General features: G+C 38.9%; 16 protein-coding genes, 1 riboswitch and 1 other annotated feature. Of the genes, 8 read left to right on the top strand and 8 right to left on the bottom strand.

What is annotated here, in order from left to right; genetic code table 11:
* Positions 1–321 (top strand): IS3 family transposase (locus M028_RS0128885; protein WP_026576931.1); only part of this gene is annotated, 321 nt, incomplete at its 5' end.
* 54 nt (positions 322–375) lie between these two features.
* Here the strand turns inward: M028_RS0128885 and M028_RS0128890 are convergent.
* The 5 genes from M028_RS0128890 to argS all read right to left on the bottom strand — a co-directional run bounded on the left by M028_RS0128890 (position 376) and on the right by argS (position 5,874).
* Entirely contained in the window at positions 376–699 is a 324-nt protein-coding gene (locus tag M028_RS0128890) for a hypothetical protein (RefSeq protein WP_026576932.1), read from the bottom strand.
* 56 nt (positions 700–755) lie between these two features.
* Positions 756–894, bottom strand: a riboswitch (guanidine-I (ykkC/yxkD leader).
* Between the two features lie 56 nt (positions 895–950).
* Positions 951–2,777 (bottom strand): APC family permease, encoded by a 1,827-nt coding sequence (locus tag M028_RS0128900; protein ID WP_026576934.1) that lies wholly within the window; start codon positions 2,775–2,777, stop codon positions 951–953.
* Positions 2,778–3,012: 235 nt separating this feature from the next.
* Positions 3,013–3,501 carry a methylated-DNA--[protein]-cysteine S-methyltransferase gene (locus M028_RS0128905; protein WP_026576935.1) on the bottom strand — a complete coding sequence of 163 codons (489 nt, stop codon included), beginning with the start codon at positions 3,499–3,501 and terminating at the stop codon, positions 3,013–3,015.
* 142 nt (positions 3,502–3,643) lie between these two features.
* Positions 3,644–4,108 (bottom strand): DinB family protein, encoded by a 465-nt coding sequence (locus M028_RS0128910; RefSeq protein ID WP_026576936.1) that lies wholly within the window; start codon positions 4,106–4,108, stop codon positions 3,644–3,646.
* A 71-nt stretch (positions 4,109–4,179) separates the two neighbouring features.
* Positions 4,180–5,874, bottom strand: a complete 1,695-nt coding sequence (gene argS, locus M028_RS0128915) for an arginine--tRNA ligase (RefSeq protein WP_026576937.1) — start codon at positions 5,872–5,874, stop codon at positions 4,180–4,182.
* Between the two features lie 51 nt (positions 5,875–5,925).
* Positions 5,926–6,136 (bottom strand) — a binding site (T-box leader).
* A 104-nt stretch (positions 6,137–6,240) separates the two neighbouring features.
* On the opposite strand from argS, the gene M028_RS0128920 reads away from it, so the two are divergent.
* Positions 6,241–6,495, top strand: a complete 255-nt coding sequence (locus tag M028_RS0128920; protein WP_026576938.1) for an alpha/beta-type small acid-soluble spore protein — start codon at positions 6,241–6,243, stop codon at positions 6,493–6,495.
* A gap of 117 nt (positions 6,496–6,612) precedes the next feature.
* Here M028_RS0128920 and M028_RS0128925 read toward each other — a convergent pair whose 3' ends face one another.
* From M028_RS0128925 to M028_RS0128935, 3 genes are all read right to left on the bottom strand, one after another.
* On the bottom strand, positions 6,613–8,952 hold the full coding sequence (locus tag M028_RS0128925; RefSeq protein ID WP_026576939.1) for a YhgE/Pip domain-containing protein: 2,340 nt from the start codon (positions 8,950–8,952) through the stop codon (positions 6,613–6,615).
* Between the two features lie 87 nt (positions 8,953–9,039).
* Positions 9,040–9,612: a TetR/AcrR family transcriptional regulator gene (locus M028_RS0128930; protein ID WP_026576940.1), complete on the bottom strand. Its 573-nt coding sequence runs from the start codon at positions 9,610–9,612 to the stop codon at positions 9,040–9,042.
* A gap of 159 nt (positions 9,613–9,771) precedes the next feature.
* A complete protein-coding gene (locus tag M028_RS0128935) occupies positions 9,772–10,701 on the bottom strand; it encodes a DMT family transporter (RefSeq protein ID WP_026576941.1) in 930 nt (309 codons plus the stop codon).
* A 106-nt stretch (positions 10,702–10,807) separates the two neighbouring features.
* Between M028_RS0128935 and pdxR the strand changes: the two genes are divergently transcribed.
* The 6 genes from pdxR to M028_RS0128965 all read left to right on the top strand — a co-directional run bounded on the left by pdxR (position 10,808) and on the right by M028_RS0128965 (position 18,229).
* Complete coding sequence (pdxR, locus tag M028_RS0128940) at positions 10,808–12,211, top strand: MocR-like pyridoxine biosynthesis transcription factor PdxR (protein ID WP_026576942.1); 1,404 nt, start codon at positions 10,808–10,810, stop codon at positions 12,209–12,211.
* 139 nt (positions 12,212–12,350) lie between these two features.
* A complete protein-coding gene (locus M028_RS0128945; RefSeq protein WP_026576943.1) occupies positions 12,351–13,922 on the top strand; it encodes a spore germination protein in 1,572 nt (523 codons plus the stop codon).
* A 4-nt stretch (positions 13,923–13,926) separates the two neighbouring features.
* Positions 13,927–15,123 (top strand): Ger(x)C family spore germination protein, encoded by a 1,197-nt coding sequence (locus tag M028_RS0128950; protein ID WP_026576944.1) that lies wholly within the window; start codon positions 13,927–13,929, stop codon positions 15,121–15,123.
* Positions 15,120–16,214 (top strand): GerAB/ArcD/ProY family transporter, encoded by a 1,095-nt coding sequence (locus tag M028_RS0128955; RefSeq protein WP_026576945.1) that lies wholly within the window; start codon positions 15,120–15,122, stop codon positions 16,212–16,214. Before M028_RS0128950 ends, M028_RS0128955 begins: the two co-directional genes overlap by 4 nt.
* A gap of 117 nt (positions 16,215–16,331) precedes the next feature.
* Positions 16,332–17,210, top strand: coding sequence for an alkaline phosphatase family protein (locus M028_RS0128960; RefSeq protein ID WP_035425053.1), 879 nt, complete (start codon positions 16,332–16,334; stop codon positions 17,208–17,210).
* A gap of 113 nt (positions 17,211–17,323) precedes the next feature.
* Positions 17,324–18,229: a nuclease-related domain-containing protein gene (locus M028_RS0128965; RefSeq protein ID WP_026576947.1), complete on the top strand. Its 906-nt coding sequence runs from the start codon at positions 17,324–17,326 to the stop codon at positions 18,227–18,229.
* The last annotated feature ends 72 nt before the right edge of the window (positions 18,230–18,301 follow it).

Below are 18,301 nucleotides of genomic sequence, written 5' to 3' on the forward strand. Positions count from 1 at the left end.
TTAAAAGATGGAGACGCCCCCATCCTCCATTCTGATCAAGGTTGGCATTATCAAATGAAGCAGTACCAACATACTTTGAAAGAACATGGGATTACTCAAAGTATGTCAAGGAAGGGGAATTGCTTAGATAACGCAGTCATGGAGAATTTCTTTGGCTTATTAAAGTCTGAATTACTCTATTTGAAAGAATTTGAGAGCATGGAGCATTTTAAAGTAGAATTAGAGAAATATATTTATTACTATAATCACAAACGGATTAAGGCAAAATTAAAAGGCATGAGTCCGGTTCAATACCGAACTCATGCCCAAGTAGCTGCCTAAACTTCGTGTCTAACTTTTTGGGTTCAGATCAATGACTTGGTGGTTTTTTCCAATCTATGAACCCTGATGCTTTGAAAATTTTGCTTGTGCCCAGGCATCGAGTTTTTTGACATGGCCCTTTCCAAGGGTAAATCCATATAGGATAAGCAGCACAATAATTAAGGTAAACAAGTCAATTTTCCTTGTTGCAATAAAGTTGATAATTCCCATTAATACTTGCGGGATCACTCCAGTCAACGCGAATAATACCGTTGCCACCTTAAACCAGAAACCGGATTGCAGACCGTACCTGGCATACAACAAGAATAAGGTCGATGACCACGCCAGTACCTCAAGACTCACCAAAATTACCCACTTATTCTCTAATAAAAAATCCATTCCCCTATCTCCCTCCTAAAAAATAAAAAAGCCCGGAAAAATATCGTTTCCGACATTTCTCCCAGGCTTTTATCCCTCCGTGTACACCATAAGAAAAGCGCAAGCGCCTTGGTCAGGCGCAATCTTTTTAAACGGTGCGTTTTCTCTCGGACCAGACTAGCTTGGATAAGCCACGGAACCCTAGAAAACTTTACTTCATATATTTTCATTCGATTTTACCACAAAACTTCTAGCCAAGATATCCCCAAAAATTACTTTTTAAAATGATATGGAAGAGTCGCCACAATCACTTTCTTTTTATAAAGCAAATATGCACGTATTAATAAACTAGATTGGTTGTGCAAAATATTGTGCCAGCTTTTTTTAGTAATAAATTGCGGAATTAATACGGTAACACGGTAATTATTTTCACTTGCCTTGTGTTCCACTGTATCAATAAATTTACTTAACGGATGCAGAATGCTTCGATAATGGGATTGTAACGTGACTAGCCGGACATCTGGCTGCCATTTTTGCCATTTTTCCTCAAAGCGTTTTTCATCCTCACGATCAAAGGAAACATACACGGCAAAGATTTGGTCTGTTAACGACTTTGCATAATTAATTGAATTTTCTACAACCCGAGTAACCCCTGCCACCGGAACAATAATAACGTTCCCCTCAATCGGTATCGCAGGCTGCTGGTTATAAACACGTAATTGCTCACTGACAGCTTCATAATGCTTATTAATCCGGTGAAATAGGAGGACAATTAGCGGCAAGAAGATAAATACAAACCAAACTTGCCCGAGCTTTGTAATAAAGAAAATCAGTAAAACAGTTAATGTAATTAAAGCACCAATCAAATTGGCAGTTAACTTCGCTACCCAGCCAGCTGGCTTTTCGCGGACCCATTTAATAATCATCCCAGTCTGCGACAAGGTAAACGGAATAAAAACACCTACCGCATAAAGGGGAATTAAATGTTCAGTTTGCCCATGAAAGGTAATAATCAATAAAATGGATGCTATACCTAAGGAAACAATCCCATTAGAATACCCTAGACGGTCACCGCGAATCGTAAACATCCTTGGCATATATTTATCTTTTGCCAGGTTATAGGCTAACTGTGGGAAAGCAGAAAAGCCTGTATTAGCTGCTAAAACTAGGATTAGTGCAGTGGTACCCTGTACAAAAAAATAAAGATAATTTCGCCCAAAGGTTTCTTTCGTAATTTGTGAAACAACGGTTTCCTCCACTTTTGGAGCAATCCCATAATAATAGGCTAAAAAAGTAATACCTGAAAATAAAACGGCGAGCAACGAGCCCATTAAAATAAGCGTTTTTGCCGCATTATTAGGAGCGGGATCCTTGAAATTTGGTATCGCATTCGAAATCGCTTCGACACCTGTTAACGCTGAACATCCTGACGCAAATGCTCTTAGTAATAAGAATAACGTAATTCCTTGTACCGGTGCGCCAATCGGAGCATGATGAACGGTTGGAGAAACATTTCCGGTTATTATTTTGAAAATCCCGACAACAATCAAAACAACAAGAGCAAAAACAAATAAATAGACAGGATAGGCTAAAATGGAAGCCGACTCCGTCAAGCCACGAAGATTTAAGATGGTAATCAATACAACCAATACACAGGCAATTGAAACGGTGTGTGGATGAAGCGCTGGAAATGCAGATGTAATTGCATCCGTCCCAGCCGAAACACTTACAGCTACTGTCAGTATGTAGTCAACCAGCAGAGACCCTCCAGCGATTAACCCCGCATTCTCACCTAAGTTTTCCTTCGAAACCAAATAGGCGCCTCCACCCTGTGGGTAGCTAAAAATAATTTGCCGATAAGAAATGATAAGTGCAGCCAGTAAAAATAATACGCCTACTGCAATTGGAATCGAGTACCAAAAGGCTATTACGCTAATAGTTGCCAAAACAAGAAGAATTTGCTCTGTACCGTATGCAACAGATGATAATGCATCGGAAGAAAGAATGGCTAACGCCTTGAAAATATTTAACTTTTGTTCGCCCAATGCCGCAGATTTTAACGGCCGGCCAATTAAAAATCTCTTAATAGAAGAGAGCAAGTGATTCACCCACCAGACTTGAAGTAGAGTTACCGATTGATTTTAACACAGGAGGATAGTGAATATGAAGTATTTTCTTTTCGACAAATTCACTGAATAGATGCCAGTTAACCTCAAAAAACTGTTATTGTAACCTTAGTGTTGTCGAAAAATATTAATTTATTAGGAATTGTGGTTTAAAAGAAAAAAAGCTGCTTGCAAGGGATTTAATTAATCCTCCAGACAACTTTTTCATCTACATTTTGATTCCCTCAACTTCAAGGAGTTTTCTTTTAATCGGGGTGTTGCTCCCAGCATATCCAACTAAACTTCCATTCTTGCCAATTACCCGATGGCAGGGAATGATAATCGGAATTTGATTTGCCCGATTAGCTTGACCAACAGCCCGGACAGCTTTGGGATTCCCAATCATTTCAGCCACATCCGCATAGCTTCTAATTTCTCCAAACGGAATTGATTGGAGCGCTTCCCAAACCTTTTTACGAAAATCCGTACCATCTACCGAAAGGGGCAGCTCGAATTGTTGACGCTGGCCGTGAAAATACTCATCTAATTGTTTTATCGCTTCACGGCAAAGTTCCAAATCTTCCTTTAATGTAGGGTTTTCTTTTTGATAGTTCAGCCAGTCCTCTTCAAACATCTCAATTCTTTTAACACCTTTTTCATCTGCAATCACATAAAGCTTCCCTATTGAAGATTCGTAAGCTGCATAACCAAGTCTCAATTCAATCACTCCAGACAAGATACATCTTTTTCTATCCATTATACAATGGATTTAATCTCCCTATACGATACTTTTGTAGCCGAGGAAATGAAAAAACGTTTCTACATAAGTAGAAACGATCTTTCTATTACCCGTTTTTCTATTATTTACTTGCTGCTTCAATAACTTGCTTCATAGCGTGTATTTGCCCCAAATGATTGGCCTCGTGGAAGGTCGCAAAATTAGCAATTTCACCGAATGATTCTAAACCAAGGAATGGGGTTGCAAGTCGTTCATTTAAGCTCTCAGCCGGAACCTCTTTAATACGTTTGATTTGCTCTTTTAACTGGCTTGTTAATTCTGCGATGGACGGAACATCCCCCTGCCAATCAGCAGGTTTCGTGCCAGTTGCAAATAACGTCATATAATTCTCCGGCAGGTTAGTTGATTTTTTAGGGAACCCAAACATAAACTGCTCTGCTACCGTTAATACATGCCCAATATGCCAATGAATGGTGTTATTAAAGCCTTCCGGCTGTACATCCACAATCGCTTCATCTAAAGCATCAATTTTTTTAAGAAAAAAGTTTCTCGTTACCTCAAAATGCTTGAATAATAATTCGCTCATACCCTAGCCTCCTCCGATTTTGATCGTTTCTATTTTAACCCAAAATCATCCAACTTTGACAATCAAATGACTTACATTTCATCTGGTGCCTCAACACCTAATAATCGTAAACCTTCTTTCAGAACGACCGTAACCGAATAAACAAGGGTTAAACGTGCTTGCTTCTCATTATTGTCTTCTAGAATTTTTACTTCTCCATAATACTTATTAAATGCTTGGGCTAGGTCGACTACATATTTAGCGACTTGGGAAGGATCGAACTGGTTAAATGCTCTTTTAATGGCATTTGGGAACTCCATGAGCATAGTAACAACCTTCCATTCTTTTTCCCAAGAATAATCAATTCTGCTCGGCTGCCAATCGGCGGACCAATTTCCTTTTCGTAAAATCGAACAGGCCCGAGCATGCGTATATTGAACATATGGTCCCGTTTCTCCCTCAAAACGAAGCATTTCTTCTAACGAAAACTCAATATCATTCATTCTGAAATTCTTTAAGTCGTGGAAAATAACCGCTCCCACACCAACTTGTTTCGCAACGATGTCCTTGTTCACTAGATTTGGGTTTTTCTCTTCAATATTATGACGCGCCATAGAAATTGACTCATCTAATACCTCTTCTAATAAAACAACTTTTCCTTTTCTTGTCGACATTTTTTTACCGTCTTTTAACATCATGCCAAATGGAATATGGACCATATTCTTTGCCCAGTCATACCCCAGTTTTCCTAAAACAGCTTTTAGTTGTTTAAAATGGAGACTTTGCTCATTCCCGACAACATATAAAGACTTATCAAAATGATAGGTTTCGTGGCGATAAAGAGCAGCAGCTAAATCACGGGTAGCATACAGCGTGGCCCCGTCTGACTTTTTAATTAGACATGGCGGCAGCTCTTCTTCGGTTAATTCCACCACTTGAGCCTGATCTGATTCTACCAGCAATTGTTTTTCCTCAAGCAGCTTTACAACACGGTCCATTTTATCATTATAAAAGGCCTCACCGTTAAAGGAGTCAAACGCAACGTTCATTAAATCATAGATTCTAGAGAATTCTTTCAGAGACTCGTCGCGGAACCATTGCCATAGCTCATGGGCTTCCTTGTCACCATCTTCAAGCTTTTTAAACCAGCTTCTACCTTGATCAACAAGGGATGGGTTCTCCTCTGCCTCATCATGGAACCTAATATAAAGAGTCAATAATTCCTTAATTGGGTTTTGCTTTACCTTCTCCGCTTCTCCCCAAAGCTTATAAGCAGTAATTAATTTACCAAACTGTGTACCCCAGTCACCAAGGTGATTGATTCTCACTGGCTTATAACCGCATTTTTCAAGAATAAGGGCTAGCGAATTCCCAATAACGGTAGAGCGCAAGTGCCCCATTGAGAACGGTTTGGCGATATTTGGAGAGGACATATCAATCGGTACCTGTCCGCCATTTCCTATCTCCTGCATACCATAACGGCTTTCTAGCGTGCTGATTTCCTTAATCACTTGTTCAGAAACCTGTTGTTTATTTAAAAATATGTTTAGATAGGCGCCAATTACTTCAATTTTTTCAAAAAGTGGCGATTGAATTGTGCTGCTTAGTTCCTGGGCTATTTGATTTGGTGACTTTCGTTTCACTTTTGCCAGAGTAAAGCATGGAAACGCCAAATCGCCATGTTCTTGGTTTTTTGGTTTTTCAATAAGTTGTTCGAGATCCTGAACTGAAATTTCTCCGTTTAGCGACTCAAAAAGTATTTCGGCAAGCTCTTTCTTAAAATTCACTTTAAAACCTCCAATAATTTTTATCCCAAATAAAAAACTCCCGCCTCTAAAAAAAGAGACGAGAGTTATCCCGCGGTACCACTCTAATTGTTCACAAAGAACCAGCTTACGCTTGGTAACGGAGTATTCTCCGGCATATCCTACTGTTACTTCGGACGGCATCTCAAAAGTGCGCTTCATTATCTTCTCTAGTTTCAGGCTCCCACCGCCCCTGAATCGCTTTGACCTCACAGATAACTACTCTCTTTGTCATTGATTTTCGATATTAATTACCAGATATTATACTGGAACATAAGGGATTTTTCCAGTGGTTGTTTAGTAATTTTCCTTATAAGAGGAAATCCTAACGGAAAGGAGGGATTTTTCATGGCTAGAAAAAATAACAAAATTCTCGTCCCAGGAGCAAGAGCAGGACTGGATGAATTAAAAGCCAGGGTTGTCAATGCTAAGAGCCCTGAGGACGCCAAATTTGAGGCGGCAGAGGAGACGGGTGTACCGTTAAAGAAAGGATATAACGGCCAGCTAACCTCTGAGCAAGCCGGGAAAGTCGGCGGCAGACTAGGCGGCAGCATGGTTCGTGAACTCGTGAAAATGGCACAGCAGAACCTTGGAAAAAAATAAACACATGTATAGAATACGGTTGCCTAAATCACCGATTTTAAAAGACAGTACTCTCTTCGCAGATAAATGCTTTATAAACCACAAAGGGGATGCCCTAAATATAGGGCACCCCTCTCATCATGCTTCTTGATGCTGTACATTTTGCCGTTTAAATTTAACAACAAAAAATGTAAGGGTTGCTGCAAGGAAAGCAATAAAGAAAATGGAAATAAACTCGATATTTTCCCACATAAAGCTAAAATCACCTGTGGAAATAATCGCCCTGAATCCTGCAATGGAGTATGTCATTGGCAGGAAGTGATTAATTTTTTGCAGAATCCTTGGAACCAATTCAATTGGATATGTTCCGGCGCTGCTCGTTAATTGCAAGATTAAAATAATAACTGCAAGGAAGCGCCCCGGATTATCCAATACCGTTACAAGGAATTGAATAATTGCTAAAAACGTCCAGCTTGTAAAAATACTCATCATAATGAAGAACGGAACACTTTTAACCTCTAATCCAAGCCCCGCAAGAAGGACAATATCGGCAAGCAGTGCCTGCCCTACCCCAACGATTAACAAAATCCCTAATTTACCTGCAAACCAGCTAAAGCCGCTTTTCGGTTTCCTTGCAGGTTCAAACATTGGGAAGATAATTGACAACATTAAAGCCCCAACAAACAAACTTAATGATAAAAAGTAAGGTGTAAAACCTGTACCATAATCAGGAACATGATTCATTCGGTCTTCTTTCAGTTTAACCGGCTTAGCGAACATATTATATATACTGCTATTCGCTTTCACATCACTTGCATCTTGGGCTCCATCCTGTAGTTTATCCTTTAATTCCTTCGACCCATCTGCTAGCTTTTCCATCCCGCTAGTTAAATCAGAAGATCCATTATCAAGTTTGGACATTCCGCCATTTAAGCTTTTTGTTCCATCATACAATTGACCGGTTCCTTTCGCTAACTGTTTTGACGCCTCTGCAAGCTTATTCGTTCCATCTTGAAGCTTGGATGAGCCGGCTGCTAATTCATTTAAACCGGAAGAAAGATTGCTGCTTCCGTCTGTTATTTGGCTGAATCCTTTCTTCGCTTCATCCAATTTATCACCAAAGGTACCTAAACCTTTTGCCAATTGATCCTGCCCATCTTCAAGTTGTTTCGCACCGGCAGACAATTGATTAATCCCATTAGCAAGTTGATTTTGCCCGTTGTTCAATTTATCTGCTCCAGCTGCCAACTGATCTGATGCCTGTTTTAACAGAGTTGCATTATCAGAAAGAGCTACTATACCGGATGTTACCTTCTGATTTCCCTCTGATAATTTTTTCAAATTCCCTTTTAAGCCTTCAAGCTTTGCCTTTTCAATCGGGTCATTTGTTTGTTCCTCCATTTGAGCTACAAAATCAATGGTTTGCTGTAATCCTGTACTAACATCAGCAGAGCCTGCTTTCGTGGATTCAGCCCCGGCTTTCCATTTTTCCATGGAAGATGAAAGTTTCGTTGCTCCATCGGCTAACTGCTGTGAACCTTTTTGCAGATCTGGAATGTTCGAAGCAGCTGAATCAAGCCCGTCTGATAATTGTTTTGCACCTGCCTGGGACTTTTTTGCTCCATTCAATAATTGATCATTTCCATCCTGCATTTGACTAAGCCCAGCATCAAACTGCTGAAGCCCTCTTTGAAGGTCCTTTGATCCAGACGAAGCGGATTGTACTCCCTGTGAAAAACTAACGGATTTTTCAGCAAGTGTTTGTAAATTTTGTTCGATTTTATTTGCCCCGCTGTTAACCGATCCCGCACCATTGGTTAATTTAGCAGCCCCGTTTTTGGCTGACCCTATCCCTGAATTCAACTCTCCGGCGCCATCTTTGGCTGTGTTTATACCTTTATGAAGGTCCTTTGCGCCATCGCTTGCCTTGTTTAATCCTTTGGCTACATCTTTGATTTGATCAAACATGGATTCGGCATATGTTTCTGTGACAGCACCTGCCACCTCTTCTTTTATCTTTTCAATTGCGGAATCACCAATTTTAGATGAAAGATAGTTCGTTCCCTCATTCGGGGTATAAATAAGGTTTAACTTTTTCGGATGATTGCTTTGTAGAGTCGTAGCATTTTTTGAAAAATCTTTTGGAATTTCGATTTTGATATAATAATCCTGTTTTTCCAAGCCTCTATTTGCTTGTTTTTCATTTACAAATTTCCAGTTAAAGCTTTTCTTATCCTTTAACTTTTCTACTAAGTCATTACCAATTTCAAGCTTATCCCCATTATATACCGCACCTTTGTCATGATTGACAACGGCTACGGGCATTCGGTCCACATGGCCGTATGGGTTCCAAAACGCCCATAAGAACGTCCCACTGTAAAGCAATGGAATCGTCATGACGCCAATAATGGCAATTAGCAGTTTACGGTTATGGATAATCTCCAAAAGCTCACTTTTCAAAGATGACAAAGCTTTCATGTCGTACCTCCTGTTTTGACAAAATCCATTTTATAATTTTTGACTAAAATCCCCAACTGGTCATTAATGAGTAAATAAAGAAGATTATCAAATTGATAATCCTTTTAATAAAAAGACCTTCATGAGCTCTGCAATTCGCTCTGAACTTAATGGTTCATGATTTTTTTCCCAATCAGAAACAAGAGCAATGTACATTTTTAACAGCAGAAAGCTGGTCATTTCCGGGTCAGCTGCGGGAATAGCCCCCTTCGTAATGGCTATTTCAATTTTTTGCTTTAAGTAAGCAATAATTTCATCTTCCACATGCTGCAGCATTTCAGAAACCGCCAATGTCCCCATTTCCTTTTCTTCTTGAATCAATTTAATCATAAGCTGGTGCTGTGAGCGGAATTCTAATAAACGGTAAAGGGCTCGATGGACGTTCTCTGTAAAGGGCATCCCTGGCTCGATTACATCTTCTGCCTCGGCAATCATCTCTTTGACTAATGAAGAAACAATTTCTTCAAACAGCTCTTCTTTGTTTTTGAAGAAAGTATAGATGGTACCTTTCCCAACATTCGCAAGTCTCGCCACTTGATCCATCGTCGTTGCTTTATAGCCAAATAAGGAAAAAGACTTCGTTGCCGCTTCAACAATCATCTTTCTACGATCTATTGCCATACGAACCCCCTTTTGACCGTTTTGGTTTTTTAGTCATTTTTTTAACAAGGTTAAATATATCATAATTAACATGGCGATTCAATATAAAAACAAGGCCTCTTTTAAAAAAAAGAGACCGGTTTTTATTTCTTAATATGTGATTCAAGTTAAAATTCATACTCAGGACACGCGTTCCCTTGCTACACCCGGTTTAAATTCTTTCTCCGGAATGGTTAATAAAATAACCGCAACAATAATAAACACTCCACCCAACAATTGATAAGCTCCAAACGATTCCTTTAACCAAGCGATTGAAAGGATGGCAGTCACAAGTGGTTCGATACTAGATAAAAGCCCTGTTTCGATGGCTGTTAAATGTTTTAAACTTCCAATATAGAGTAAAAATGAAATCGTCCCGCTTAAAAGAATAAGAATAAGCATCGAAAATGTACTGATTGTCAATGTCTGAGCCACTTGATGAAAGCTAAATTGCCTTTTTAATGACCACAGTATCACTCCGCCAATCAGCATTCCCCAGCCAACAATTTGTAAGGTTCCCCATTGTTTAATCAAAGACTTAGGATGCAACGTATAAAAAGCAAAGGTGACCGCTGTTAAAATCCCATAAAGAATTGCTCGTTTCGATAATATAACATTTTCAATTGAGCCATTTGTAATCAAATAAAATGTCCCCAACACGGCAGAAACCACCGCCAATAATTGCATTGGTGCCGGAAGTTTCTTTTTCCGGGCAGCAACATAAATCGTTATGATGATGGGACCAAGAAATTGAAATAATGTAGCCGTAACCGCGTTACTCTTGTCAAGCGTTTCAATAAATGTATATTGGCCAGCAAGCATCCCTATTAAAGCAAAAATACATAGTTGAACCCAATCCTTCGGGTGCTTCCAAATTTCAAAGATATTGTGTTTGCTGAAAAGCAAAAATCCTAAAATCGTAATACCAGCAAACAGTAGCCGGACAATTAAATAATCTCCTGATGATAGGTCTGTTCGATTAAAAAGCCATTGGATCATTGGACCAGATAAACCCCAAAGGGTTGCGCCACTAATAATCATCATCAGACCAAGGTGTCTTGATGGTTTCATAAATTCTTCCTCCAGTATCGATTCGTCTTGAACATAGTGGTATTATATAAGACATCTGATACTATAAGAAGTATCAGATTTACAAAAAGAAATGGGGCCAGTTTTTTTGTTGGAATTCACGCCGAATCTTAACGCTCATCATAACGAGCCATTATATATGCAGTTATATAACTATATTAAAAAAGAAATAAAAACAGGGAACTTACCAACAAACACGAAGCTTCCCTCAAAGCGAAAACTTTCAACGTATCTACAAATTAGCCAGAATACAATTGAAACAGCTTATGGTCAGCTTTTGGCTGAAGGCTACATTGAGGCAATGCCTAGACGGGGATACTTTGTTTGTGAACTCGAACAAGCTAATTTCATGATTAAGCGGGATGTTCAATTTGTCGAAGAAAAAAAGCACAAGGAGCAATTTTTTGATTATGATTTCACCTATGCGGGTGTGGATGCCGGGTCGTTCCCGTTTGGAGTGTTTCGGAAAATAACAAATGAAGTTCTACGGATAGAAAATGAACAAGTACTTTCCCTTGGTCATCCACAGGGCGATTTTGGGCTGCGCGAAACGATTGCAAAATATTTATTTGAATCACGCGGGGTGCATTGCTCGCCCAGCCAAATAATCCTAGGAGCGGGGACGCCCTACTTATTAAGCCTTTTATTCAAGCTGTTACATGGAAGTAAATTTGCTGCGGAAGATCCCGGATATCACCGGAGGCTTTTCCTCCATGGGCAAAATATCGTCGATGTTCAATTGATTCCTCTCGACCAAGGTGGAATCATCCTATCCGATTTGGAACAGAGCGGGGCAAACATTGTCTGTGTCTCACCGTCTCACCAATTTCCTTGCGGGATGATCATGCCGATTTCACAAAGAATGCAGCTTCTAAACTGGGCAGAAAAGGAAGTGAACCGTTTCATTATTGAGGATGATTATGACAGTGAATTCCGTTATAGCGGAAAACCAATTCCTGCCCTCCAAGGACTTGACAAGTATGAAAAAGTCATTTATATGAGTACTTTTTCCAAAGCCCTGCTCCCATCAATACGAATAAGCTATATGGTTTTACCACCGCCATTAATTAAAAAGTATCAAGATGAATTATTTTTCTATTCCCAAACGGTATCAAGGATTGATCAAGATGTCTTAAAACGATTCATGCAACAGGGTTATTGGGAAAAGCATATTCAAAAAGTTAGGGTTGTCTATCAAAAAAAGCGGGATTTGCTAATTTCAACAATTTCAAGCTATTTTCCTGATACCGTAGACATTATTGGTCAAGACTCGGGACTTCATATCTTAATACGGCCCAATAATGGTTTGAACGAGCAGGAACTGATTGATAAAGCTGCAGAATTTAGTATTAAAGTGTATCCGGTCTCCCCTTATGGAAGAAACGATGATCAAACTGTCTTACTCGGTTTTGCCACTTTGACCGAACAAGAAATAGTTGAGGCCATTCAGTTACTCGCGAAGGCATGGTTCTTTAAAAAAAGGGTGTGTTAAACTTTACTGTTGATTTGCGCTCCAATCAATTTAGTTACAAAATCAACATTGACTTTTAACACAGTTTAAAGAAAAAAATTATGGTATACCTCTCCTCAAAATTGGAAAAATATACTTAGAAATAATGGGGGAGTGAAAGATAATGCGGGAGCTTTGGAAGCGTAAAAAGATGTTAGGATTTAAAAAATTTGACTCCCTACTTTCCCCACCCATTGAGGGTCAATTAAGCTCTGACCTTTTCGTAAATGAACAAGTTTTACAGAATAGCTTTCATAACTGTTCTGATTTTATGATTCGAACTGTATCTGTTACTGAAAAAACAAAAATACTTTTCATCTATTTGGATGGTTTAACCGATTCAAAAACCCTTGATGAGGTTTTATTAAAACCCCTATTGTTAGAAGTTAGTCCAAATGAGTTAGAAAGTGTATTTACGCTCAAACAAATGATTGAACAAAAGATATTGGCAGCCTCTTCAATTAAGTCAGTGTCAAAAGTAAATGAACTCGTTAACTGCGTCCTAAAAGGGAATATTGGAATATTATTAGACGGTGAGCCTTCAGCCATCATAGCAGGGATGCAAAAGAATGAACAACGGAATATTGAAGAACCCCAAACAGAGGTTTCAATCCGTGGACCGAGGGACGGATTTACAGAATCATTAAAAACAAATCTCTCTCTTTTACGCAGAAGAATTAGAAGTATCCGACTTAAATTTGAATCCTTTACCATTGGAGAACTCTCGCAAACAGATGTAACCATGGCCTATATTGAAGGAATTGCTCCTGATTCCTTACTAAGAGAAGTTCGTAAACGTGTTGAGCAGATTCAAATAGACGGGGTACTTGAATCAGGATTTATTGAAGAATTTATTGAGGATGTACCTTTTTCGCCTTTCCCGCAAATTCAAAATACGGAAAGACCCGATATTGTTTCAGCCAATTTATTGGAAGGAAAAATAGCGATTATCGTGGATAATACTCCATTTGTTTTGATTCTTCCAATGACATTTTGGAGTGGCCTGCAGGCAGTTGAGGATTATTATGAACGCTTTCTTTATACTAGCTTCGTTCGAGTAATTCGGTATATTTTATTTAATATTGCCCTGTTTTTACCTTCTGTATATGTTGCTCTAACCACTTATCATCCCCAGCTGATTCCTACTTCACTTCTCATCAGTGTAGCAGCTGCTCGGGAAGGGGTGCCTTTCCCGGCCTTTATCGAGGCATTTATTATGGAAATCGTATTTGAAGGGCTACGGGAAGCTGGAATACGGCTGCCAAAAGCTGTTGGGTCTGCTGTCAGTATCGTTGGTGCATTGGTCATTGGCCAAGCAGCTGTGCAGGCTGGAATTGTATCCGCTCCAATGGTAATTGTTGTAGCCACAACTGGAATCGCGTCATTTGCAATTCCACGTTATAATCTGGGAACTGCTGTCCGAATGATTCGATTCATTATGTTAGTATTAGCCGGTGTTTTTGGTTTTTACGGAATTGTTGTGGGGTTTATTGCCTTAACCATACATCTCGTCAACCTCCGTTCATTCGGTGTCCCCTACTTCAGTCCAGTCGCTCCACAAATATGGACAAATTTGAAGGATGTACTGATTAGGCCACCGAGATGGAAAACAAATAACCGGCCAGCACTTATCTCCGGGAAGGATAAGAAGCGTATTCCTGCACATCAAAAGCCTGGTCCAAAAAGGAGCTAGATCAATGAGACATAGGAACAGTCTTTGTTGGCTACTGTGTTTTTCATTACTTTTTATTACGGGATGCTGGGACCGAAAGGAATTAAATGAACGTGCTATTTGGATAGCAACAGGATGGGATGCAGATGAAAAAGATAAAGTCGAAATAAGCGGGCAAATTGTCATTCCATCGAACCTACAAAGCCAAAATGGTGGCAGTGGGGGTGCGGAAAAAGGTTATTTCACTATATCCGCAAGTGGAAAGGGATTTGAAGATGCCTTACAGAACCTGCAACATAAGCTTTCAAGAGAAGCATTCTTCGGTCATCGCCGTGTTGTTTTTTTAGGGGAAGAGATCGCTAAACGTGGACTTAAAAAAGAGCTGGATGGAATAACTAGAGCACCTGATGTCAACTTTCGGACAGATGTTGTGGTTGTAAAAGGCGCTACAGCGAAGGAAGCACTTCTTCTTTCCTATCCGATAGAAAAACCTCCTGCTTCAGCAACTTATAAGGAAAATAAACAAATCGGTGGAAGAGGAGACAAGGCTTACCTAAGTTTTTTAACCGCTGCTAACAGCAAAGGATTTCGTCCTACCATGCCTGCCATTAAAATCGTAAAATCCCTGGATAATGAAAATAAAGATAAGGATTTTTCAAAACCAGCAGTAAGCATGGCGGGGGGTGCGATTTTCGACAAAAATTTGAAACTTTTGGGTTTCTTAAATTTAAAAGAGAATAAGGACATGCTTTGGGTGATGGGGCTGCTGAAAAAAAGGACATTTACCGTTCCAATTGATAAAGGATATTCGAGTCTAGACCTCAAAAAAATGAAAAGTAAAATCAAGCCGATAATAAGAAGAAATAAGAAGCTGGGATTTGTAGTTTCATTAACTGCTGAAGGAACCGTTTTTGGGAATAATACTAATTTAGATTTAAATCAGCCCAACAACCTTTCATTTTTAGAAAAAAAGTTTGAACAGCAAATCCGCGAAGAAATTTTAAAAACGATTAGAAAAGTACAAAAGCAATATGGAGTTGATATCTTTGGATTTGGGGAAGTCATTCATCGAAAAAAGCCAATTCTGTGGAAAGCATTGAAAAAAGATTGGGACCTGGAATTTGCCAAAGCGGATATTTCTTTGAAGGTTGACCTGAAAATTAAACGAATTGGAATGACTGGGCCATCACTACTGTTCGATGAAAGTGAGATAAAAAAATGAAAATATCAGGCCTGCAACTATTTTGGATGTTTTTTACGTTCGAATCAGGTAATATGCTTCTTCTTACCTTAAGTCCAACCATTGCTTCTGCAAAACAGGATGCATGGATTTCCTTTCTAATCGCAACTGTAATCGGAATGTTCATTGTTTTTGTCTATATGAAAGTATGCCTTCTTTATCCTAATCAGACATTTATCGAATTTTCAAGAACCATCTTAGGTAAATGGCTGGGAACTATCGTTATAATCATCTATTTAGTCCCTTGGTACTTAATAATCGGTGTAATTCTTATCGAATTTGCCGATTTTACGGTTACGATTTTACTACCGGCAACTCCTATGTGGGTTTTGATTCTATCGATGATTTTATTACTGATTTATGTAAATTTTAGCGGGGGAATCGAAGGAATTGGGAGATGCAGCGAAGTTTTTGGAGTCATAGTCTTTTTAACGGTAATTGTCTTGGTTATTTTTTCAATTCCAAATATGGAATTTAAAAAACTTTTACCTGTTTTTTTAGATAGTGGTTTCCTGCCGATTATGGAAGGTGCTTTAATACCACTTTCCTTTATCGGAGAGACTGTCATGGTCCTCATACTCGGCTCATTTTTGCTTAAACCGGAAAAAGGACCATCATCAGCGATATGGGGAATTGCATTATCCTCTTCCTTGGTTACCTTTACATGCGCTGCTGTTCTTATGACTTTTGGACCTGAGATCACATCCAAACTTAGATATCCTGCTTTTGATGCGGTCCGTTTCATTTCTGTTATGGGTTTCATTCAAAACCTTGAAATCATTGCTGTTTTAGTTTGGGTCCTTAGTATTTTTATCAAATTATCGTTATATTTCTTTATAACTAGCTTTGGAACAGCTCAATTACTTGGGATAAAAGATTGGCGGAAGATGATTTGGTTTGTTGCAGTGATTTCCTTCATGCTAACAAAAATTTTCCCAAATACCACGCTCTTCGGTGCCGAATTTACCCAAAAATTTTGGAATCCTTTCATCTTACCACTTAATATGTTTGCAATCCCTCTCTTGCTATGGACTGTTGGCAGTATTCGAAAACGTCGTGCAGCAATAGGATAACCTTTTCAACATTGAACTTTTAATATTGAAATAAGGTTTATTTTATTGTGATATCCCTTGTTAAAGGGGCGAGGGCTTACCCCCTTTTTCCAAATAAAAAAGAAAGAAGGCGTTGATTTGTTTAGAAAGTGGGGATTATTCTTTATATTAATCGTCTTCATTTTAAATGCTTGTGCTTCAAATAAGCCTAAGGATCAGGTTCCGGGTGAAAAGAAAAATACTGTAGCAAGGAATCTACCAAAAATTGATCATATCGTTATTGTTATAGAGGAAAATCGCTCACAAAAAATAATTCAAGGGAACCAATCGGCTCCCTATATCAATTCATTAATGAAGCAGGGCGCAAACTTAACGAATTTTCATGCAACCATGCATCCAAGCCAACCTAACTATTTGAATTTATTCTCCGGTTCAAATCAAGGTGTTTTAGATGACGGGGTTCCTAAAGGGAAATTTTCTACAGATAATTTGGCAAGCGAGCTGATTTCGAAAAATTATACATTTGCAGGCTATTCCGAGGACATGCCTTCGGTTGGCTTCAATGGGGCATCATCTGGTCCCAGCGGTTATGCCCGCAAGCATAATCCATGGGTAAACTTCACCAATGTGCCAAAAGAAGTAAATCAACCACTGACCAGTTTTCCAAAGGATTTTGCTAAACTGTCGACGGTTTCGTTTGTCATACCAAGTCTTCGAAACGATATGCATGATGGTACGATTAAGGAAGGGGACGATTGGCTAAAGGCACAGATTGATCCTTATGTCCAATGGGCGAAGACCCATAGCAGTTTATTAATTGTGACTTGGGACGAAGATGATTTTTCACAAGACAACAAAATCCCAACCTTTTTTGTTGGGCCAATGGTCAAAACAGGTGAGTTTAATGAAAAGCTAAATCACTTTAATCTTTTAAGGACCATAGAGGATCTTTACGGATTAGCCCATGCCGGGCAAAGTAAGGCAGTCGAGCCTATTAGGACTATATGGGAACGTTAATAACGGTTTAATTTTGGCGGGGTTAACAAAGTATTCATTTTTTACAACCATTTTTGCTTTATTTTTCTATAAAATAAAGTTGTAGTTTTACAAAATAAGAAAGGTTGTGAAGTATGTTTTATAAACCTCGCCCCGTTCCAATTGATTTAATTAAAATGCGGTCGTTACATGCACGAATGAATTTAACCCCGACGGAGAGAAAGTACTATTTAAACCGTGAAAAGGGTTTTGAAGGAGAAGTGATGTTTGACAAATTAACGGAGAAGCTTGAGAGTGATTGTTTAATTTTAAATGATTTATTGTTTGAGTTAAATAACACAGAATTTCAAATCGATACAACCATTATATTTCAAAATACGATTTCCCTTTTCGATGTAAAAAACTATGTGGGAGATTATTATATGACAGCTGACCGGCTTTACACTAAATCAGATGAGGAAATTAGTAATCCTCTTTTGCAATTGGAACGAAGCCAATCCTTGTTTCGTCAGCTATTCAAGAGTATCGGTTACCAGATGCCTGTTGAAGCATCTGTAGTGTTTATTAACCCCGAGTTTACCTTATACCAAACCCCTTTAGATAAACCCATTATATTTCCGACGCAAGTAAAGCAATTAATGAAAAATTTAAATAGTGTGCGGTCTAAGCTTAATGACCGACATACAAAGCTCGCGGAAAAACTAGTTTCGCTGCATAAAACGAAATCACGAAATTCTAAGATGCCGGCTTATGAGTACGACCAATTAGAAAAAGCGATACTTTGTGGTTCTTGCCACTCACCTTCAATTACTGTAGGTGAGAAAAAAATTGTATGTGGTATTTGCGGGGCTGAGGAGTCGGTTGATTCTGCTATTTTACGAACTGTACGAGAATTAATGATATTATTTCCGGATTTGAAGATTACGACAAATCTTGTTCAGGACTGGTGTAGGGTGATTATGTCGAAAAAGACGATTAGGAGAGTTTTGAAGGAGAATTTTAAAGCCGTTGGAGATGGAAGATGGTTGTATTTCAAATGAGTGTTTGGTTTTAATATCAGAAAAATTTTCACCTATTTTGTCGCTGACAATTATTAGACTCTAGAAGACCGA

The sequence above is a fragment of the Bacillus sp. UNC438CL73TsuS30 genome (assembly GCF_000482325.1).
Taxonomy (GTDB): domain Bacteria; phylum Bacillota; class Bacilli; order Bacillales; family Cytobacillaceae; genus Neobacillus.